The sequence below is a fragment of the Pedobacter alluvionis genome (assembly GCF_003664035.1).
Taxonomy (GTDB): Bacteria; Bacteroidota; Bacteroidia; order Sphingobacteriales; family Sphingobacteriaceae; genus Pedobacter; species Pedobacter alluvionis.
In genome coordinates, this window is the sequence record NZ_RCCK01000011.1 from 36,457 (window position 1) to 56,176 (window position 19,720).

Consider the following 19,720-nt stretch of genomic DNA (forward strand, 5'->3'; position numbering starts at 1 on the left):
ATTTAACTATTTATTCTTCAGTATTAATGTTACTGTTCAATCTGCCTTTTTTACCCCCAAACCGGCTAAGGTTATAACTTAATGTTGCCTGTATAAAACGGCTGATAAACCTTGTTCTGTTCTCAGAAATGGAATTGTTCGTAATGCTTGTGCTGAATAGTGCACCTTGATTAAATAAATCGTTTGCCTGGACAGAGAAAAGTAAATTATTGCCTTTCAGAAAAGAAGTATTCAATCCCATATTTACCAATAAAGGATTTCCGGCATATAAACTATATCCAAAATTTAAACTTTTAGAAGCCGATGCATTTACCCTAAAGCGTTTACCGGGAATCCAGCTTGCACTTCCACTCAAGGCCACAACCTGCACATTTTTGATATTCTGGTTCATTACAGAATAGGTATTGGAACTGAAACTATAAGATGCACTGGTATTGAAAGCATATTTTTCCTGGTTGAGGTTAAATTTAAAAGCATTAGAAACATTAATGCCACTACTGCGGTTAAGTACATTATCGGTGTAAAAAACATTGTGGCTGTAGGCAATATTCCCGTTTATGGATAGGGAAAGTTTATTGTCCAGTATCCTTTTGTTTACGGAGTAATTAGCGCCGATATTATAAATGCCGTTCACATTCTCATAAGTGGTTTGCTGTTTTAAACTGTTTAGCGTATCCCGAAGAAAGACCGTATTGCTCACCACACTGTTGATAGCAAAGCTACCCGATAAACCAGCCATAATGCTCAAGCCTGATTTAAGCCCAAATTTATTATAGCTAAAATCAGCCGTATGACTCGATGTTGCTTTAAGATCCGGGTTACCGATAATCAGGTTCTGCACATCATTATTATTCCTTATAGGTTGCAGTTTGTTAAAATCGGGTGAAGTGGTATAGCCATTGTAACCAAAACTCAGGTTTCCGTTATCTTTAATCTGATAGCTTAAATTGGCCGAAGGAGAAAAATTTAACTGATAGTTTTTAAGTTCCTGCCCTGTATTCTGGTACTTTCCAATGATGATACTCGGCGAAAAATTTAGCCCAAAATTATAGCTGATCCTGTTGCTATTGGTATTGTAACCGATGCTGAAGTTCTGGTTAATGAAATTGGATACGTAATCCTGTCCCAGCGAATCGACCACAAATCGATTTCCCAAAGGATTGGTCACCGTTGTAGTTTGCAGGTTGCGGCTTCTGCTTACTGAGAAACGGTAGGAAAAGTTGATAAAACTATATCCACTGGTATCATTTGCCTTTTTTAAGGAGTTTGAAAACTGGATATTTCCGCCGAAGTTCGAATTTGCAGTATTGTTATCCACCAAACGGTTTAATAACGAATCTTTAACCAGTACATTAGTGGTTTCGTTGTAATAACGGATGATATCGTTAATGGTACTGTTGCTATTTCCACTATTGCTGCCAAAATTGAAACCCATGGAAAGCGAACGCTTGTTATTAGCTAAACGCCGCGACCAATTGATGCTACCGTTAAGATTTGGATTGCTATTTCGGGAACCTGAGTTGGAAATAAGGTCCTGCTTGATATAGCCTGTTTTATTAGAGGTAGAAAAAGCCTCATTCCTGGTATCGGCCAAAGAGCCCGCTAAGGAAGCATTGAAATAATTCTTTTTTGTAGCGCCGTTTAAACCCAGGTTAATGTTATTGGTCAGCGATCTGGAATTATTGGCACTTTCCCTTAAGTCGTTGATGGTTCCCTGCGGATTAAATGTCTCAAGGTAATTACTCTGAATAGATTTATTGGTTCCGTTACTGAAATCGTAACTGCCATTAATACTAAATTCTTTCGAAATTTTATCTCTGATATTACCATTTAAGGCTTCATTATTCGATTTGGCAAACTCATTATTGGTCGTACCAAAACGGCCACCAAAACCAATCTGTTTTGTTTTTTTCCATATACTGCCTTTGGTTACCAAATTATGCGCATTATTGGTGGCAGAATTCACATTCATCCCCCCAAAAACACCCTTATCCATACCAGGTTTGGTAACCAGGTTCAGCATTTTTTGAGGTGTACCGGTTTTGATCCCGGTAAAATTAGCTTCATCACCATAATCATCAATTACCTGCAGTTTGGCAATGATATCTGCCGGCAACTGCCTGATATAATCTTCTACATTGCTGGTAAAAAAATCTTCGCCGTTAACCCGCAGCTTGGTCATTTTTTTTCCCATTGCCGTTACAGCACCTTTATCATCAACCTCAATGCCCTGTAACTGCTTTAAAAGATCTTCTACCTTGTCGTTTTCCCTAATGGTATAAGCTCCTGCGTTGTATTCTATAGTATCTTTTTTAATTTTAATGGGGTCTACTTTTACTTTAACCTCCACATCATCAAGGCGGATACTTTCCATTTTGAGCATAATCGGATCCAGATCGGAACTTTTTTTGGAAGATTCGATTTCGTAGAGTGATGTATAAGGTTTGTAGCCTAATGCAGTGACGGAAAGATAGAACTTATTTCGGGTTACTTTTGCAAATGTAAAGTTTCCCTTCGCATCAGAATTTGAGCGGAGGGTATCCTGATCAGTAATCAATCGGATATTTACGCCTTCAACAGGCTTCTTTAGAGAATCGATTACATTACCACTTATTTTAAACTGAGACTGAGCGAGAGCGTTAAAGGAAAATGTGATCAGTATAAAAAATAATAAAAAGCATAAATTATTGCTTTTTCTCATCCCTCGGACCTCTTTTATAAATTACAAGACCATTTAAAAAATTGCGCAGAATCTGATCGCCGCAAGGTTTAAAATTCTCGTGATCTTCGTTTCTGAAAATATCACCCAGCTCAGCCTTTGTCACTTTAAACCCCACCAAATCGCAGATAGTAATAATATCTTCTGTTTTTAATGATAAGGCTACTCTAAGTTTTTTTAATATATCGTTATTGCTCATTGCTAATGGTAAGTATTATAATGTTGGAATGTTTTAATGTTGCAAAATGCTTAAAATTTTTGATTTAGCTATCCAGACTGCCGACTCCCGGACTCATCTTCTAACTCGCTATCTCTAATTTAAGTTTCTTTCCTTTAATTTTTTCGCCGTTTAGTTTTTTTAACAATTGGGTTATCTTACTTCGTTTTACAGCCACATAACTGGTTGTATCTTTAACTTCTATCAGTCCTAAATCATCCTTTGCCAATTCTCCTTTTTGTAAAAACAGGCCCACAATGTCAATTTTATTAATTTTATCTTTCTTACCATGTGCCAGATATAAGGTTACCCAATCACTCTCCTGTGGTAAAACATACCGGTCTTCCAAAACTTCCTCCTCAATATCATCGGGCAGGTATTTGTAGTTTTCTTCGCTGGTTAAAATGGCATAGGCAGTTCCTTTTGCATGCATGCGCGCCGTGCGACCATTGCGGTGAATATAGGCATCTTCGGTATAGGGCAATTGATAGTGTACAATATGTTCCACTTCCGGGATATCAAGACCACGTGCAGCCAGATCTGTTGTAATTAAAATCCTATGGCTACCATTTCTAAATTTAAGCAAGGCTTTTTCGCGATCAAATTGCTCCATTCCACCATGAAAAACATCGTGTCCTAAACCATTTTCAAACAATAAATCACTTATCCGATCTACCGTTTCCCTGTGGTTACAGAATACCAATGTATTTTTACTGCCTATTTTGCTCAGTAATCTGAATAGGTAATCTAACTTATCGGCTGCAGGTACTGTTATTTTTTTGAGCTTTAGATCTGGTTTTGCTTCTATATTTTTTGAATAATCAACTTCAACAGGTGCATTTAACTTTACAAAAGCCGGAATTTCTTCCATTTTAGTGGCAGATGTAAGTATACGCTGTTTTAAAGAAAGCAGCGAGCCAATGATATAAGACATATCATTTTCAAAGCCAAACTCCAATGCTTTATCAAATTCATCTAAAACTAAGGTTTCTATAAAAGACTCGTCAAAGTTCTGATGCTCCAAATGGTAAGCGATCCTGCCAGGTGTTCCAATCAGGACGGCTGGTGGGTGTGCGAGGTTATTTTTTTCTATCCTTACCGCATGACCTCCATAACAGCAGTTTACCTTAAACGAAGTGCCCATTTGTTTAAAAACCTGCTCAATTTGAAGTGCAAGTTCTCTTGAAGGAACCAGAACCAAAGCCTGTACGCCTTTAACTCCAGTTTTTAAATTGGAAAGCAATGGCAATAAAAAGGCCAACGTTTTCCCCGAACCCGTTGGCGCTATTAATATTACATCTTTACCGGTCTTAGCTGCTTTTACAGAAGACTCCTGCATCTCATTAAGTGCAGAAATGTTTAATTTTTTTAAGGCATTTTCCATCATTCCGCCATAAAGGTAATCATTTCTCTTCAGGGCGAAAACGGTAGCCTTAGTTAGGATTTTAAAAATCTGCTCCGCAGCTTCCGAAGAGTAGAGAAGTTAAGTCTTTTGTCAAGCAATATTAACATGCTGCCGCGTTTAGACATAGAAGATATTACCTTTTCATTAACGGCATCAACCGAAGATAAGATTTTGTCTGCCAGTTCATCTACAAATTTATTAGCTCTGCTATTTTGTAATAACTGGAGCTCTTGAATTAATTCTGCTCTCATAATTAAGAATTTTAATGAATGTACAAATATTAACGGTCCGAATAATAATTTGTTTCAATAAATTAGAAGTTCATTCAAACTATTATGATTAACTTGTTGATAACTAACTTTTTGTTAGCAAATAAACAATCCTGGCTTAACATATATTTAATTTTTAGCGCTTATTTTTATAAAAACCTGATTGCCATTCGTTAACCTCAAAAAATACAATGTATGACGTGGAAAAAATTTAGTGGTGAAATTATTCAATCTTCAATCCTGGAAGAAGTAGAAAATGCGATTATCAGAGAAAGTGAAAACGGCTTTAAACTTAAAGTTTGCATCGGTACCGATTCGCAGGTAAAAGGTGCAGTAACCGATTTTGCAACTGTGATTGTGCTCTTAAGAGAACATCATGGCGGTTTTATGTACATCCATCAGGAAAAGAGTACGCAGCAGGTTAGCATCAAAGAAAGAATGTTAATGGAAGTACAGAAATCTATCGAAACCGCTTATTCCATTTGCGATTTACTTGACATTTATGATGTGGCTTTAGAAGTACATGCCGATATCAATACAAGTCCGTTATTTAAATCCAACAAAGCACTAAATGATGCCATGGGTTATATTTTAAGCATGGGTTTTATTTTTAAAGCTAAACCGGAAGCATTTGCAAGCTCTACCTGTGCAGATAAAATGGTGCATTAGGACGGAAGATGTGGGATGGAAAAGGGATGATGGTTTAGTCCGGAAGTTCTGTTTCGGAGATACTAAGCCTATTGCCTTTATTCCCAACATTGTTAAGCCAAAAATAAGTTGTTTTCAGTCTGAGGATTAATTAATTGTTTAAAATCAATATGAGTGACGTACAATTGATGTCTTTTGCCATACGCCTCGATCTTGCCTCGGCTCGCCGCCGCCGAAGGGCTCTTTCTTTTTGGTGTCAAAAAGAAACAAAAAACACCGGCTGAAAATTTTTCTTTTGAAGCCAGTTGTTCGGCCAGAACAGTGCAGCCCGAAAAATTTGTTAGGCCGGATTTAAGTAGAACGGGAGTACCGTGCTATGGCCTAGCTGGGCAGAAATGCTAAAATGATTAAAATACTGATTAATAACAACTTGTTAAACCACGTCAATGATAGCCTGTCGAAGACCTTTTATAGTCGAAATAAAAGTAACTTTTCCTTTGACCGACTTAGGATAACGCTATTTTTTGTTTTCTTCTTGCTACCAGGGCTGGAGTAACGAATCTATAGCGCCTAACTCTGCGATCTTTTTGTTTCCCTTTGCAAACTTTGCGGTTAAACCCAACAAAACCGCATCTTTGTTGTTGTAATTTAAAACAAGCACTTGAAAACTTATAGATTAGAATTTACGCAGAAACTTCCAATAGATTTAGATACTGCATGGGACTTTTTCTCTTCACCCTTAAATCTGGCAGAAATTACCCCAAAAGACATGACTTTTGATGTTACCTCGCCAAATATGGCCAACACCAAAATGTATCCGGGTTTAATTATTACTTATAAGGTCTCTCCTCTTTTTGGAATTAAGTTAAGCTGGGTAACCGAAATTACCCATGTTAAGGATAAAGAATATTTTATAGACGAGCAGCGTTTCGGCCCATTTGCTTTCTGGCACCATCAACACCATTTCGAAAAAATAGACGGAGGCGTTTTAATGCACGATACGTTACACTATAGCATAGGTTGGGGACCAATTGGCAGCATCGCAAATGCGATAATTGTGAATAATAAAATCAACGGGATTTTTAAGTTCCGTTATCAGAAAGTTGAAGAACTTTTCGGTAAGTTTTAACTCAAAGCTTTTACCATTTTTTGGTAGAAATGGTTTCAGTTTTCTTCCTGGTTTTCTCTACTTTACTGGTTGCTAAATACTTCTTAAAGTCATCACCGAATTTTTCTATTTTGTTATAGGCGCTATTTAAAATATCTTTCCATGCACCAGCATTAAGTTTACCTGGTGTACGCTCTAAAGGCACTCCAATTTTAGTAGTGGCTACAAAATTCCCGTAACGGTCGCGCTGGTATGGGATAAACAGCAGATCGGTTAACCAAAACCTGTATTTGCCATTACGTGCCTCAAAAACAAAATTATAACTTACCTCTCCGCTTGGATGGCCAGCCACTAAAATTGTTTTATCGATCACCAGAGTTCCTTTCGCCAGAACAGAAGAATCGGTAACAGTTTCTTGTGTCATCGATTTTTTATAAGCCACATTAACAAAAGATTTAGACCTTTGCAGTAAAGTATCTTTGCTTACCGCTTGCGAATCTACCACCTTATAATAGATAAATTTACCGTTATCATCTTTAGAAAACTGTTTCTGCTGTGCGGATAATTGAACGGAAAGAAAAGCAAGAGTAATAAAAAGAAGGTGTTTCATTTGAAATCGGTTAATAGACAAATCTAAATATTTAAAGGTAAGAAAAAGCCGTCCCGATTTTACATCGGAACGGCCTTATATTAATATTTTTATTTCCTTAAAAAGCGTAAACTGCTGCCAAAGAGAACTGGCCACCGTTTGGAGCTAAAGCACCACTCTTGTTAAAGAAAGGTTTATCACTGTTATGGTCTAATCTTACTTCTGGGATAAATGTTAAACCACCAGATTTAATGTTTGCTGTAAGTGTTACTGCAGTAAAAGCAGTAGCCGGAACTGCACCCGCGGCTTTAAATTTAAAGTACTCACCTCTTAAACCTAAAGTTACCGCATCCAATACAGCAAATTGAGGATATAGCGCTGCACCTGCGTAACTTCCTGGTACCGAACTATCTTTGATATCATAATTAGCGGCATTTAAACCCAATTTAAATTTCTCCGTAATTTGATACGAAGTAGTTAAATCTACAATAGTTCCGTATCCGCCAAAACCAGCGCCAGATAAAGCATTGATATAAGCTGTCCAGCCTTCAACAGGAGCAACCATTAACTGGCCACCAATAGCCGAAACACCTCTCGAAGCTGAGTAAACGTTCCAATCGTTAAATAAACCAGCCATTAAACTTACTTTATCGCTGAATTTATAAGTGGCTTTAATCCCCGCATTCTGGAAAGGACCATTGGTAAACAGGTATGAAGTAGAATAGTTAAAGTTTCCAACCGGTGAGATTACCTCATATCCAATGAATGTACCCATGTAACCTGCTGTCATACTAAACTGATCGGTAAAATCGTAGTTAACATATAAGTTTTGAATATTAAAAGACGAACCTCCAGCTGCCGCATCAGGAATAGATTGCGATTGTCCTCTCGGGCCAAAAGAAAGTTCTCCAACAAATGAAGCTTTACCTGTTTTTTTCTTTAGGGCAATATCAATCATACCTAATGATACCGAGTTGTGATCCGTTACAAAAGATGTTTTTCCATTTAATGGATTTTTAGCAAAATCATATTTAAAGTACGTATCTACCGACCCTGAAATTTCAAGTGGTGATGTTGTGGTCTCTTGCGCCAGGGCACACGTAGTGCTGGCCATTGCAAAAATAGCGGTTAAAAGTTTCTTCATGTTTGAGCTTGTTTTGAGTTTAGATATATAAAATCCTTAAGAAATTGGTTCTGTTAGCGGACTGTTTTTTTCGATATAGATCGCTCTCTCCTCTACCAGTAAAGTACCTTGAGAGTATTTCTCATCATGTTGAGAAGCATCAAGACCTAGCTCTTCTTCTTCTTCAGAAACCCTGATTGGATTGATCAGATTTACGAATTTGAAAATTACGAATGATACAACAAAACTGAATATGATTACAATCACCGCACCTTTTAATTGTGTGATAAAGAAAGCCGGATTGCCATAAAACAAACCATCAGCACCCGCAGCATTTACCGTTTTTGTAGCAAAAACACCCGTTAACAACATCCCAACGATACCACCTACACCGTGGCAAGGGAAAACATCCAATGTATCATCTAAACTGGTTTTTTGTTTCCATGAAACCACAAGATTGGAGATTACTGCGGCAATAGCACCAATAAATATACTTGATGAGATACTTACAAAACCTGCACCTGGTGTAATGGCTACTAAACCAACTACCGCACCGATACAAAAACCCAATACTGAAGGTTTTTTACCTCTTGCTACATCGAAGAACATCCACGATAAACCAGCGGCACCAGCAGCGGTATTTGTAGTTAAAAATGCAGAAACAGCTAAACTACCTGCGCTTAATGCAGAACCGGCGTTAAAACCGAACCAACCAAACCATAATAAACCTGTACCAATTAATACATAAGGGATATTAGCCGGCGGAACTTCTTTATGCTCTAAGTGAGATTTTCTACGTTTTAAAACCAATGCACCAGCTAAAGCGGCCATACCTGCGGAAATGTGCACTACAGTACCACCAGCAAAGTCTAACACGCCCATTTTAAACAAGAAACCTTGTGGATGCCATGTCCAGTGTGCTAACGGTGAGTAAACAAATATGGCGAATAAAACAATAAATAAAATATAGGAAGTAAAACGGATACGCTCAGCAACGGCTCCAACTACCAAACCTGGTGTAATGATGGCAAACATTAATTGAAACACAGCAAACAAAGAAAGCGGAATAGTTAAGTCTGCTCCTCCCTGAAGATGTGGTGCTCCGGAATTTACACCTTTAAAGAACAGGAATGTGGAAGGGTTTCCAATAAAACCGCCAATGGTATCACCAAAAGCTAAACTAAAACCTACAACTGTCCATAAAACTGTGATTACTCCTGCCGCTACCACACTTTTAATCATGGTAGACAATACATTTTTACGATGAACCATTCCACCATAAAAGAATGCAAGGCCTGGAGTCATTAAAAACACTAGTGCAGCTGCGATTAATATAAAAGCAATGTCTGGTCCACTATACTTACCTTCATCAAAATTAGGAAGAAGTGGAATAAATAGAGCGAAAATTGCGACAATCATCAAGATCGCAAAAGGCGCGAACTGTTTAAAGGAGAATTTACCCATAGTTTTTTAGCTTAATTTGTTTGAAACGTTTAAATAATTTAAATATGCTTGATTTATTTTTATAAAAATACAACATATTGCATTTTTTACACCATTTAATCTAAATATTTTAATAAAAACGATTAATTTTTGCAAAACAAAACAAAAACTAACCATAAAAATAAAAATAACAAAAAATACAGGTTATTTTAATACAAGTTTTTGATAAAAACAAAATCACATATTAACTACTATTTACACTATTTTAGCTAAAATTTTAAAAAAACAGATCAAAAAAATTAACAAAAAACAAAAAACCCATGAAAATCCATAGGTTTTTAAAAAAATAACAGAATAATTTAAATTTCTAAGAAAAATAAGCAGACCCCTGCACAACTCCTCTTTTTTCAATTTCTTTATCCATATAGGTCTGAATTGCCGATTTATTAAGCCCCCAGTTAGGCGCAATCAACAAATCCCAATCTGAAATACCAAAAAGCCGCTGAATCACAATATCCGGACGCAATAAAGGAATTAACTCACAAAGTAAATCAGTATACTCTTCAAGCGAAAACAATTTAAAAGGCTCTTTTTTATATTTAGACCCCATTATCGAACCCTCTACCACATGGAGGTGGTGAAATTTCACAAACTTGATTTGCGGGAAACGGTTAATTTCGTGGATATAACCATGCATTTGCTCTCTGGTTTCCCAGGGGAAGCCAAAAATGGTATGCACACAGAGATCGAGTTTACTGTCTTTTAAAAGTTCTACTGCAGCAACAAATTCACCATGACTGCAACCTCTGTTGATCTGATCAAGGGTTTCATCATAAATGGATTCCATCCCCATCTCTAAATCTACATCAAAACGATCGGTATAACTTTCCAGTAGCGCAACCTTTTCGGCATCAATGCAATCAGGGCGTGTACCCACTGCAAAACCAACAATATCTTCTGTATTAACCGATAGCGCTTCATCGTACATCATCTTTAAATAATGCACCGGCGCATAAGTATTGGTATTGGGCTGAAAGTAAACAATATACTTATCAGCTTTATAAGATGTTTTCGCCCTCAACATGCCCTCTTCGAGCTGATCTTTAATATTTGGATTTTTACGCGATGGTTCGGGTGTAAAAGAATCTACATTACAATACGTACATCCACCAAAACCTTTGCTCCCATCCCGGTTTGGACAGGTAAATCCACCATCTACAATTACTTTAAATACACGTTGCCCCTTATACTTTTCGCGCAAATGCGTGCCGTAATTTTTATATCCCTTTATACCTGAATCTACGAGTGTTCCCATTTGCTGCAAAAATACGCTTTTTGTTTGAGAGGTAAGATGAGATTTGAGAGATTAGACATGAGATGTGAGATTGGGCAAACATTTAGCGGCTATTAACGAATAGCCCTGTAAATTTAAAGCTGACTAAACTTATCTTATTTTAGATAGATATGTGTTTGCATCTTTATTTCCGAGCTGATTTGCCTTTTGCAAATGTATTATTGCATTTTTGGTATCTTTCTGCATATAATAAACCATGCCGAGATTATATTCTACTCCCGAATAATATCCCGCTAATTCATTTTCACCATTTTCTACTGCTAAAGCTTGTAGCAGATGATATTGGGCTGACTTTAAATCATTAAGGTGCAATTTACATTCCCCTAATAAAGCATGTGCTACTGGAAAACCATTGTTTATTGATTCCTCAAAATATTTACTGGCTTCAGTATATTTTTTTTGATCATAATACTCAAGCCCCTTATCAAACTGTTCTATTCCTTTACCTGATTTCAATTTTTGATTTATCGCCGTTATATTTGTTTCGTCATTAGAATTGAATAAAATCTTATAGCCAACAAATAGCATGAATGCTGTAAACAAGATACCAAATATGATCAGCTTATTACCTCTCAAAGGTTGTTTTTTTTCCATAGCGGTTAATAAATAGTAATTAGTAAAATAAATATTCCGATTAATACATAAGAAGCATTTGATAATTTTTTATGCAAATTATTTATATATCTATAGTCTTTTTTTAAACTCATCAGCACAAAAAACAAATGTTAATACCAAGGGTATGGCTAGATATAAAGTTTGGTTATTAATAATATAAGAAATTATTTGAGCTATTTTTCTAATGCATTTGGCCGATGGTCTGTTATATAATAAAGACGTTTATTCTGTTTTATCACGCTAAACCATTAGCCAAATAAAACTTAATTCGATGATTAGTATTAAAATTTTATTCGGCCATTTTGTAATCATTAAAATAGGAAACAGGCAGACAATACACGAAATAATAGCAATCAACATAATCGTGTTTGAAATTGATGTTCTTGTGTATTCATACAGAAAAATATCCAAAATGCTCTTTTGATTATTGATATTAAAAATTGGATAATAGTAAAATCCTCTTTGATTAGACTTATTAATTAATGGAGGTGGAGAAAATTTCTCATCTGCCGTATAAAATGAAATTGTATCCAACTTCTGCAACTTATTTAAATTGACATCAAAGAATTTCCCTCTATATACCTGATAGAATAGATCATTATGAGATTGTAATCTAAAACGCAAATATGTTCTTCTTCCTTCTTTATCTAACCTAATTTCACTTACCACCCCTCTGTTTAATGTTAATTCCTGATAAGTTATAACACTCATAACTAACACCTTAAAAAATAATATCGATGTTAATAGAATACTAAAGAATAAAATTTTATTTGTGATCCAAAGATTTTTGAACATACTATCTTTTTTAAGCTTTTTTAGCAAATACACCTAATTTCTGTTTAGCAATCGCTTCCGGATTTGCAGCAGCATCTAACAAAGCCCGTTGATCCTGCTCAATAACTATGTTACTTACAGTCTCGAAAATCGTCCCAGCCCAAAAAAGTTGCCCAGCAGATGATCTAGGGTCAAATCCATTTATAAATCCTTTTCCTCCATCCCTTAAATTTTTGGTGTGACGTGAGGTTAACTCTTTTTGCCCCAATCCCCTATTAAATGATGCTTTTTCTCTTTGCATGCTTTTCCATTCCTCACTACGTCTGTAATTATGTTTGCCGTACTGCTTCCTAATTTCTTTTTCTCTAGCATTAAACTTATTTTTATTGTAAGGATTATTTAATGGACCTGCATTTGGATTAACACGTTGTTTTTGAGCATTTTCCGTGCCTTTTCTAATAATTTCTTCCCTATTATCATGAATTCCCCTTGCTTCTACTCCAGTTTTTACAGAATTTTCATCACCGCTCATTTTTGGGGCATAATAACCTAAATCATTTGGTGCGCCATAAATACCTTCATTAAAAAGAGGACTATCTTTTTGACTATCTGTCATTTCTCCATTTACTTGATTCTTAATTTCATCTTGGAGAATGTTAACGCCAACATTCAAGAAATATCCAGAAGTCATACCTGCCATATAACCCCCAAACCCAACTTGTGCGGAAACGCAATAAGCACCATAACCACCAAGCATCCATCCACCTATAAAAGACATTGCTATTTCTGTTGTCGCTTTATTCCTAAAAATTTCTGCTTGTTGAGAAGCTATATTCTTATCGTAAATAGGGATAATTGTACCACCAATTGGACAACTGAAATAGGATTTATCAGTAAGTACATTTTTCTTTTCTACATAAACTTTTGGGTGTATTTTTTTCCATCCACCGCCATTAAATAGATTAACAATAGCACACATACTTAAACTAATACCTGTTGCAATCATAACCGTGAATAAAATAGCAGCTAAACTTCCACCTGATGCAACCAGTGCACCAGCAACCAGTGCACCAAGAATTAAAGCGTACTTACACATGAAATCACCAAACCGATCTTCTTTTGTTGCTATCAATCGGTTTTTTTTATCATTGTACACAGTTCCCTGACTAAACACAACCAATTCAGATTTCATCATGCCGCTACTGCAAACCAAATATACCTTACTCGGCAATATTGCTTTTTTCATCTTTAAGTTCTTTAATGTTACAATCCATGAACATCTCTATACTACCAGCTTTTTCAAAAACAGTTGCATTCATTTTTTTCACTAATCCGCTTTCATTTTCAATATCATAAGTTGCCTCGAAATCGTAGCTATATTCTTCCATATCAAATTTTGCAAAAGGATAAGCTTCTTTGTAGACTTTTCTTAAGTTATCTATATTAATATCATCAGGTTCAATTCCTTGCATCTCTAATTCGCTTACGCCTGTTTCATTGTGGTAACGCTTAAGTTTCACTTCAAAATCTAATGGAATAATTTGATCTTTAAATAAGGTTGAGTTTTTAAATTTCCTGTTTAGCGAATATGTTTGCTTTGCCTTATATTCTTTCCAATAACCAATAAACATCATTACATAAATTGTATACCCCCTATTTAAAAATTCAACCAAATCAAAATCACTTAAATATTCATCATCACCACCTTTAAGAATTAATTCTTGCTCTTCTGGCTTAAACATTAAAAACTTTCTATCATTTAGTAGATCAGAACGTACAGCTAACCATTTTTCTTTAAGTTCTTCCCTATTTAGTAAATTTTGTATTGAGCCATATATATCTAATTTTAAAACAATATTGTCTTTAACAGATGCTATTTTATACAGTAAGTCATTAAAGCTATTTAGCTCTTCAATATTATTATCCAAATGGCTTTTTAGAATTTCGATTTTAACAACCGAATGTGCCCCTGCATCCTGCACTGTTAGTTTAAAATCTGTCATGGTAGATGACTTACTCACGATAATATCATCAATACGCATTAGAGACAAGGATTCACTTCTATAAATCCTGCTTGCATTAGATTTCTTGAATGCCAAATCATGTAATATATTTGTCTGAGGTGCATCAATAACTTCTTCTTTAACATTTGGCTCATTATCATCAGACAATAAACTCCATCTCTTATAGTCTACTGATTTATTTTCTTCGTTCATAATACTTAGTTAATATTTACATTTTTGCCATTTAAAGTGTGTTCTCCCTTTGCATCGGTTAAAATTGTGCTCGCCCCTGTATTTACGGTTGTAGTTCCTTTTTTGCCGATATTAACATTAGTTCCCGGTGCAGGCGGAGCTTCTCCCTTGGCCAACTTTAATCCTTGACAATCTGCATTTACGTTAATTGAATTGCTCCCAATAATGTTTATATCTTTTCCTATTAAAGTAATCGTACCATCGTTTGCCAATGTAATACTACTCAGACCCGTTTTTAGTACAATTGTTTCGGTAGATTCTGCCGTAATCAATCCCGGACCATTTTCAATCTTCACGAAATTGTTCTTGTTAGTTCCTAGCTCAAGATGATGTCCCAAATCATCAAAGGTAAGTGCACTTCCCTTTCTTGAAGTCATGCCTTTAATGTTGCTATTCTTGAATCCACTGCTATCACCACTTTTGCCATGGTACACGCTACCCATTACTACAGGCCTGGCCACGTTGCCCTCTTCAAAAGCAACGACCACCTGATCGCCCTTTTCAGGGATGACATGGAAACCCCTGTTTTTCCCTGTATCGCCACTTCCGGCATTGGGGCTAACAACCCTTAACCATTCAGTTGGGTCGTTGGTTTGGCATTCCCACTTAAATTTAACCTTAATCCGGCCCTGCCCCTGTGGATCATCATTATCAATCACATCGGCCAGCTGCATATCGGAATGTGGTTTTTCGTAATTTCTTACCATCAAACGCTCGGTTGTAGCCACTACACCTTCAAAGGTATTGTGGTATTTGCCGGTTCCATCTATATCATGTTTGATTTTGGTGATCAGGAATTTACCCAGACTTTCTGTAGAGAAGCTAAGTTCTTTACGCAGGCTCATCATAATTTCGGCAAGGGTACCAATACCAAGTTCGGCATTGTCACCACTGGCATTAACTTTAAGCAATTCGCTGATGTGGGCCTTTTCTTCGTTTTCTACATGGCTTTTAATGTCGCTACTATTGTCAACCCTGATTAATGAAGGCTGGTTAAAGGTTTTGCTGTACATCGAATTAGAGGCGTTAATGGCATGCGCCAAATCTGGATTTCCGTCTGCTTTCCCTGTACTCTCGCTATGCAGCATTTCATCCTGCTTAGGGTTATAAGCAAAACGTTTATATTTTATCGGCGAAACTTCCATGGCGTATTGCAAGTTTTGCACATCGCGGCCATAAAATAAGGCCACTTCTTTTTGCTCATCGGGTTTACCAAAGTTGAGTTGTTTACCATCGTAAAAAAACCATTCGTGGTACTCGCCAGATAAACGGTTGAGAAAATCGAAATCGCTTTCGCGGTACTGGATCAGATAATCGATGGGCGATTTTCTTGAGGCATTGGCTACTATAGTCAGGTCATTTGCCGGGGTATCTTTGGTAGCCAGTTTTACTATGGTATCTAAATCTTTATCCAAATAGGATCCTAAATCAGGTCCACGGTCTATCAATACAGTTGGACTATAGCCACTTACAATTAAAACACCGTGATAGCCGTGGCTTTGTGCCAATTCAACCCGGGTAACCAGGCCGGCAAAGTGCTGCATTTTTTCTGGCGTGTAGCCAAAAGAAGCGGTTAAGGTTTTACCTACAAAATCTCGACTGTCGTCTAAACTGACCAATCCGGGTGCACCCATTTGATCGTGATTAAACCGCAGCTCGAAATAATGGTGATCATTAAAAGCTTGCTGTAGGGAAAAGGAGGCAAAATGAAGAATGGCTTTGTCTTCTATATTGATTTCGGAGATTAATTTATTTTCCATAGTAGTTATTTTAATATTGCATTAACATTCCCAAAGGTATATTTCTGAGGTCCGGGGGTCCAGAAAATAATCCTGATACAAACATTTATAACCATCCCATAAGGTAAAGTGGCCTGTTGCATCACTAAATTTGGTTTTAAAACATATAATGCCGGTTTTGTTGCTAATCTTATCTGTAAAATCGCGTATCTCTGACTGCGCAAAAAATTTGCCTGATTTTAAAATAAGTGAGTGGTTACTTTTATTGTATTTATGGTTCAGATAATCGAAAAATTCGGACACACGGAAGCAATAGCGTTTTTGATCGGCGCCTGCAATAGTTTCGAATTTCTTGGTAAACGCATACCGTTTAGGAATTGCATGTACCTTTACTTTTTCCTGGGCCTGAAATGCTTGTTTTGTGGTATATTTCCAGCTTGGGGTATTTAGGGTGAAAATATTATTATCAACACTCAAATAATTAAATGCCCTGCTCATTCTAACCACACAGGTATTGGTAATGTAGGCTGCATTAACAGCACCACCAATAGTTGCTTTAACCAGGTCGCTACTTGTTGTAGGGTAATTGGTTCTTAAATCGTTAAAAGCTGGCAAAGAAAGTGGCATATTATTTTCTGGTCAAAAGTGAATCAAGGTATTTGTTGCCAATGAATGATGCATTTTCCAATGCGTAGAGAAACACATCTTTATCTCCTGATGAAACAGGTGATTTAGATTTGTCAAGAAAAACTATCAAGGTATCGTTTGGGTGTTTAACGTATTTCATATCGTTCATGGCCATATATTTTAGGCTATCTCCGGCTTTTAGCCTGCCTTTAAAAGATTTCAATATTTTAGCGCTAAAAATCTTTTCCGAATTGTAAACAGAATCGACCGTGGTTACATTTACCAAAACGATGTGCAAGGCTTGCTGTTTAAGATTCTGTATTAATGATTTTGGTGGATCCTGATATTTTTCTTCTGCCAACGGCAGATTTTTATCTACTATTGACGATGAATCTTTAATAACAACGGTAGATGAAAGATTTTTGCTTTTATTTTGCTTACATGCCGCAAAAGCAATACATAAAAATGTTAATAGTATGATGCAGGCATATTTTCTGTTATATGCCGATTCAACTTTACCTGTTCCAGAAATAAGTCTGTTTTGCATGAAGAGGTTATTTAAAAATTTCTAATGGTTAAGAAGGTGTTTTGGTTTTATTTCCCTTCTTTTTGTGAGCGTAGTATAAAATCAGGCTGGGCATTAGCTTGTTAGCTATTACCCAACCTATACAAATACTATGCTTTTGGCCAATCGTTTTCGTGTTCTGCATTGCCGAGTTTTAGTTTACGGGCAGATACTACGAAGCTTAAAGTCATCGGGGTATTGTCGTTTACCGCAATACCTTCGTTATACTGGATGATGTAACCATCTTCGAAAGACAGTTCCTTCATTTTTGAATCTTCTTCGCCTTTTTTGAAGACCAATGTTCCGGAAAGCGGCTTGTACTGGTTGTTAACCATTGATTCAATTACTGAAGTATCTTCAGTTGATTCGATTTCGATGTGGATGGTACCACCATAAACACCTGACGATGGACGGCCTTTTGCATCAACATCTCTATTTAATGAAAAGCTGCACTGTAGTACATCAAATTCTTTTGATCCTAAGTTTAAACGGGTTTTGAATGCCATTGTAGTAAAATTTAAATGTTTTTGAAAAATGAAATGAATTGCGGTTGGCGGTTAGCGTGGAGCGAAGAGCATGGTGCTTAGTGTTAGGCGTTTTAAACCTTACACCTTCAGCCTTTCTACCCTCAACCTAACTAAGCATGGGGCTTGGCGCATGGAGGTTGGCATTTAAATGCCTTAAACCCTAAACCTTACACCTTCTACCTAACTAAGCATTGGGCTTGACGTGTGGCGGTTGGCGTTTTAAACCTTACACCTTCAGCCTTTCTACCCTCAACCTTTCTCTAGGCTTTTGGCCAATCGTTAACATGCTCGGCGCTTCCTAATTTAAGCTTGCGGGCTGAAATCTGGAACTTGAGCGTCATCGGGTGATCGCCAACAATGTTGATTCCTTCGGAATATTTAACAATGTAACCGTCTTCGAAGTTAACTTCTTTCATTTTGGCATCTTCCTCTGTTTTCTTGATCAGAAGGGTTCCTGTAATAGGTTTGTACTGGTTGTTTACCATCGCCTCGATTATTGAGGTATCTTCAGTTGATTCGATCTCAATATCGATGGTACCGCCGTAAACTCCGGAAGAAGGTCTTCCTTTAGCATCTACATCACGGTTTAATGCATAGGCACAGTGAAGTACATCGTACTCCTTGCCCGAAAAGTTTAATCTAGCTTTGAAAGCCATAAGTTTAAAATTTAAAGGTTAAAAATTTGGTTAAGGTTGCTGCAGCTACCACTTTCCCTAAACCAAATATCAGGCCAACAAATACACTATACTATTGATTAACAACCAATAACTCTTAAATAAAAAAACGAAAATTACATAAAAACCTGCTTAAAACCATACTAGAACTAACATTTTAGGTTTTTAATAAATGTGGAAAAATCATCTATAATGAAGTTACAGGCATACAATGATGTAAAAAATAAGTATAAAAATATATACAAAATTTAGGCGGCAGGTGTTAACTAAACCCCATAGCAGCGAATAAGCTTTGATTTTTTCTAAGCGTTTGAAAATTTAGTTCATTCATTTTTTTAGAAAAGCAAAGCCTGTAATTCTTTTTTGTGTCAGTCCCGCCATATACTCATACGCCTGCAGGCCTTAGGCGCATGGCCGGTATCCGCTATGTCGGGTTTAGAAATTGAGTTTAATGCACAGCTTTAAGTTAACTAAACCCGGTAGCAGCGAACACGAACCCGATTTTTTTCTATCGGGTGAGTAAAGCGTATAACGGGACTTTCGGAACCGATTGAAACAGAACCCTGATTTTCAAAATGAGTTTTTAGCGGCTGGATCTTGAGCGGTAAGATTAAGCATATGTTTTAGGATTTAGGATTTAGGATTTAGGATTTAGGATTTAGGGAAAACACCCTGCTACTTTCAGAGTTTAAAAATTGAGTTCTCTTTTTTAGAAAAGCAAAGCCTGTAGTTCTTTTTTATGTCATTCCCGCCATATACTCATACGCCTGCAGGCCTTAGGCGCATGGCCGGTATCCGCTGTATCGGGTTTAGAAAAGTTAGTTTAATGCACAGCTTAAAGTTAACTAAACCCGGTAGCAGCGAACACGAACCCGATTTTTTTCTATCGGGTGAGTAAAGCGTATAACGGGACTTTCGGAACCAATTGAAACAGAACCCTGATTTTCAAAATGAGTTTTTAGAGGCTGGATCTTGAGCGGTAAGATTAAGCATATGTTTTAGGATTTAGGATTTAGGGAAAATACCCTGCTACTTTCAGAGTTTAAAAATTGAGTTCTCTTTTTTAGAA

19 protein-coding genes are annotated in these 19,720 nt (G+C 36.6%); 2 read left to right on the top strand and 17 right to left on the bottom strand.

Annotated elements, in window-relative coordinates:
• Nucleotides 1-10: 10 nt before the first annotated feature.
• From BCL90_RS07935 to BCL90_RS07950, 4 genes are all read right to left on the bottom strand, one after another.
• Complete coding sequence (locus BCL90_RS07935) at nucleotides 11-2,701, bottom strand: TonB-dependent receptor (RefSeq protein ID WP_121283510.1); 2,691 nt, start codon at nucleotides 2,699-2,701, stop codon at nucleotides 11-13.
• On the bottom strand, nucleotides 2,685-2,918 hold the full coding sequence (locus BCL90_RS07940; RefSeq protein ID WP_029274124.1) for a DUF1456 family protein: 234 nt from the start codon (nucleotides 2,916-2,918) through the stop codon (nucleotides 2,685-2,687). Before BCL90_RS07940 ends, BCL90_RS07935 begins: the two co-directional genes overlap by 17 nt.
• Nucleotides 2,919-3,018: 100 nt before the next feature.
• Nucleotides 3,019-4,323: a DEAD/DEAH box helicase gene (locus BCL90_RS07945; protein ID WP_121283511.1), complete on the bottom strand. Its 1,305-nt coding sequence runs from the start codon at nucleotides 4,321-4,323 to the stop codon at nucleotides 3,019-3,021.
• 50 nt (nucleotides 4,324-4,373) lie between these two features.
• Nucleotides 4,374-4,592, bottom strand: coding sequence for a hypothetical protein (locus BCL90_RS07950; RefSeq protein WP_121283512.1), 219 nt, complete (start codon nucleotides 4,590-4,592; stop codon nucleotides 4,374-4,376).
• A 213-nt stretch (nucleotides 4,593-4,805) separates the two neighbouring features.
• Here BCL90_RS07950 and BCL90_RS07955 point away from each other — a divergent pair, with 213 nt between their 5' ends.
• Entirely contained in the window at nucleotides 4,806-5,279 is a 474-nt protein-coding gene (locus BCL90_RS07955) for a ribonuclease H-like YkuK family protein (protein WP_121283513.1), read from the top strand.
• A 640-nt stretch (nucleotides 5,280-5,919) separates the two neighbouring features.
• A complete protein-coding gene (locus tag BCL90_RS07965; protein WP_121283515.1) occupies nucleotides 5,920-6,387 on the top strand; it encodes an SRPBCC family protein in 468 nt (155 codons plus the stop codon).
• A gap of 10 nt (nucleotides 6,388-6,397) precedes the next feature.
• Here BCL90_RS07965 and BCL90_RS07970 read toward each other — a convergent pair whose 3' ends face one another.
• From BCL90_RS07970 to tssD (BCL90_RS08030), 13 genes are all read right to left on the bottom strand, one after another.
• On the bottom strand, nucleotides 6,398-6,976 hold the full coding sequence (locus tag BCL90_RS07970) for a DUF4468 domain-containing protein (protein ID WP_121283516.1): 579 nt from the start codon (nucleotides 6,974-6,976) through the stop codon (nucleotides 6,398-6,400).
• A 97-nt stretch (nucleotides 6,977-7,073) separates the two neighbouring features.
• Nucleotides 7,074-8,099, bottom strand: coding sequence for a porin (locus BCL90_RS07975; RefSeq protein ID WP_121283517.1), 1,026 nt, complete (start codon nucleotides 8,097-8,099; stop codon nucleotides 7,074-7,076).
• A gap of 36 nt (nucleotides 8,100-8,135) precedes the next feature.
• On the bottom strand, nucleotides 8,136-9,542 hold the full coding sequence (locus BCL90_RS07980) for an ammonium transporter (protein WP_121283518.1): 1,407 nt from the start codon (nucleotides 9,540-9,542) through the stop codon (nucleotides 8,136-8,138).
• 346 nt (nucleotides 9,543-9,888) lie between these two features.
• A complete protein-coding gene (locus BCL90_RS07985; protein WP_121283519.1) occupies nucleotides 9,889-10,836 on the bottom strand; it encodes a TIGR01212 family radical SAM protein in 948 nt (315 codons plus the stop codon).
• 129 nt (nucleotides 10,837-10,965) lie between these two features.
• Nucleotides 10,966-11,469, bottom strand: coding sequence for a tetratricopeptide repeat protein (locus BCL90_RS07990; RefSeq protein ID WP_121283520.1), 504 nt, complete (start codon nucleotides 11,467-11,469; stop codon nucleotides 10,966-10,968).
• A 261-nt stretch (nucleotides 11,470-11,730) separates the two neighbouring features.
• A complete protein-coding gene (locus tag BCL90_RS07995) occupies nucleotides 11,731-12,201 on the bottom strand; it encodes a hypothetical protein (RefSeq protein WP_134380489.1) in 471 nt (156 codons plus the stop codon).
• A gap of 94 nt (nucleotides 12,202-12,295) precedes the next feature.
• The gene (locus tag BCL90_RS08000; protein ID WP_121283522.1) at nucleotides 12,296-13,510 is read right to left on the bottom strand and encodes a PAAR-like protein; all 1,215 of its coding nucleotides are present in this window, start codon (nucleotides 13,508-13,510) and stop codon (nucleotides 12,296-12,298) included.
• Nucleotides 13,485-14,480 (bottom strand): hypothetical protein, encoded by a 996-nt coding sequence (locus BCL90_RS08005; protein ID WP_121283523.1) that lies wholly within the window; start codon nucleotides 14,478-14,480, stop codon nucleotides 13,485-13,487. Before BCL90_RS08005 ends, BCL90_RS08000 begins: the two co-directional genes overlap by 26 nt.
• A 5-nt stretch (nucleotides 14,481-14,485) precedes the next feature.
• Nucleotides 14,486-16,279, bottom strand: coding sequence for a type VI secretion system Vgr family protein (locus BCL90_RS08010; RefSeq protein WP_121283524.1), 1,794 nt, complete (start codon nucleotides 16,277-16,279; stop codon nucleotides 14,486-14,488).
• 21 nt (nucleotides 16,280-16,300) lie between these two features.
• Nucleotides 16,301-16,885, bottom strand: coding sequence for a T6SS effector amidase Tae4 family protein (locus BCL90_RS08015; RefSeq protein WP_121283525.1), 585 nt, complete (start codon nucleotides 16,883-16,885; stop codon nucleotides 16,301-16,303).
• Between the two features lies 1 nt (nucleotide 16,886).
• Nucleotides 16,887-17,432, bottom strand: coding sequence for a hypothetical protein (locus BCL90_RS08020; protein WP_121283526.1), 546 nt, complete (start codon nucleotides 17,430-17,432; stop codon nucleotides 16,887-16,889).
• A 128-nt stretch (nucleotides 17,433-17,560) separates the two neighbouring features.
• Entirely contained in the window at nucleotides 17,561-17,956 is a 396-nt protein-coding gene (gene tssD, locus BCL90_RS08025) for a type VI secretion system tube protein TssD (RefSeq protein WP_025145659.1), read from the bottom strand.
• 281 nt (nucleotides 17,957-18,237) lie between these two features.
• The gene (tssD, locus tag BCL90_RS08030; RefSeq protein WP_121283527.1) at nucleotides 18,238-18,633 is read right to left on the bottom strand and encodes a type VI secretion system tube protein TssD; all 396 of its coding nucleotides are present in this window, start codon (nucleotides 18,631-18,633) and stop codon (nucleotides 18,238-18,240) included.
• Between the last annotated feature and the right edge of the window lie 1,087 nt (nucleotides 18,634-19,720).

What these genes read in the sequence shown, in the direction of transcription:
- BCL90_RS07945 (WP_121283511.1), bottom strand. Translation starts at nt 4,323, where the DNA reads ATGATGGAAAATGCCTTAAAAAAATTAAACATTTCTGCACTTAATGAG.
- BCL90_RS08000 (WP_121283522.1), bottom strand. Translation starts at nt 13,510, where the DNA reads ATGAAAAAAGCAATATTGCCGAGTAAGGTATATTTGGTTTGCAGTAGC.
- BCL90_RS07975 (WP_121283517.1), bottom strand. Translation starts at nt 8,099, where the DNA reads ATGAAGAAACTTTTAACCGCTATTTTTGCAATGGCCAGCACTACGTGT.
- BCL90_RS07995 (WP_134380489.1), bottom strand. Translation starts at nt 12,201, where the DNA reads ATGAGTGTTATAACTTATCAGGAATTAACATTAAACAGAGGGGTGGTA.
- BCL90_RS07935 (WP_121283510.1), bottom strand. Translation starts at nt 2,701, where the DNA reads ATGAGAAAAAGCAATAATTTATGCTTTTTATTATTTTTTATACTGATC.
- BCL90_RS07980 (WP_121283518.1), bottom strand. Translation starts at nt 9,542, where the DNA reads ATGGGTAAATTCTCCTTTAAACAGTTCGCGCCTTTTGCGATCTTGATG.
- BCL90_RS07970 (WP_121283516.1), bottom strand. Translation starts at nt 6,976, where the DNA reads ATGAAACACCTTCTTTTTATTACTCTTGCTTTTCTTTCCGTTCAATTA.
- BCL90_RS07940 (WP_029274124.1), bottom strand. Translation starts at nt 2,918, where the DNA reads ATGAGCAATAACGATATATTAAAAAAACTTAGAGTAGCCTTATCATTA.
- BCL90_RS08015 (WP_121283525.1), bottom strand. Translation starts at nt 16,885, where the DNA reads ATGCCACTTTCTTTGCCAGCTTTTAACGATTTAAGAACCAATTACCCT.
- BCL90_RS07955 (WP_121283513.1), top strand. Translation starts at nt 4,806, where the DNA reads ATGACGTGGAAAAAATTTAGTGGTGAAATTATTCAATCTTCAATCCTG.
- BCL90_RS08010 (WP_121283524.1), bottom strand. Translation starts at nt 16,279, where the DNA reads ATGGAAAATAAATTAATCTCCGAAATCAATATAGAAGACAAAGCCATT.
- BCL90_RS07985 (WP_121283519.1), bottom strand. Translation starts at nt 10,836, where the DNA reads ATGGGAACACTCGTAGATTCAGGTATAAAGGGATATAAAAATTACGGC.
- BCL90_RS07950 (WP_121283512.1), bottom strand. Translation starts at nt 4,592, where the DNA reads ATGAGAGCAGAATTAATTCAAGAGCTCCAGTTATTACAAAATAGCAGA.
- BCL90_RS08005 (WP_121283523.1), bottom strand. Translation starts at nt 14,480, where the DNA reads ATGAACGAAGAAAATAAATCAGTAGACTATAAGAGATGGAGTTTATTG.
- BCL90_RS08020 (WP_121283526.1), bottom strand. Translation starts at nt 17,432, where the DNA reads ATGCAAAACAGACTTATTTCTGGAACAGGTAAAGTTGAATCGGCATAT.
- tssD (WP_121283527.1), bottom strand. Translation starts at nt 18,633, where the DNA reads ATGGCTTTCAAAGCTAGATTAAACTTTTCGGGCAAGGAGTACGATGTA.
- tssD (WP_025145659.1), bottom strand. Translation starts at nt 17,956, where the DNA reads ATGGCATTCAAAACCCGTTTAAACTTAGGATCAAAAGAATTTGATGTA.
- BCL90_RS07990 (WP_121283520.1), bottom strand. Translation starts at nt 11,469, where the DNA reads ATGGAAAAAAAACAACCTTTGAGAGGTAATAAGCTGATCATATTTGGT.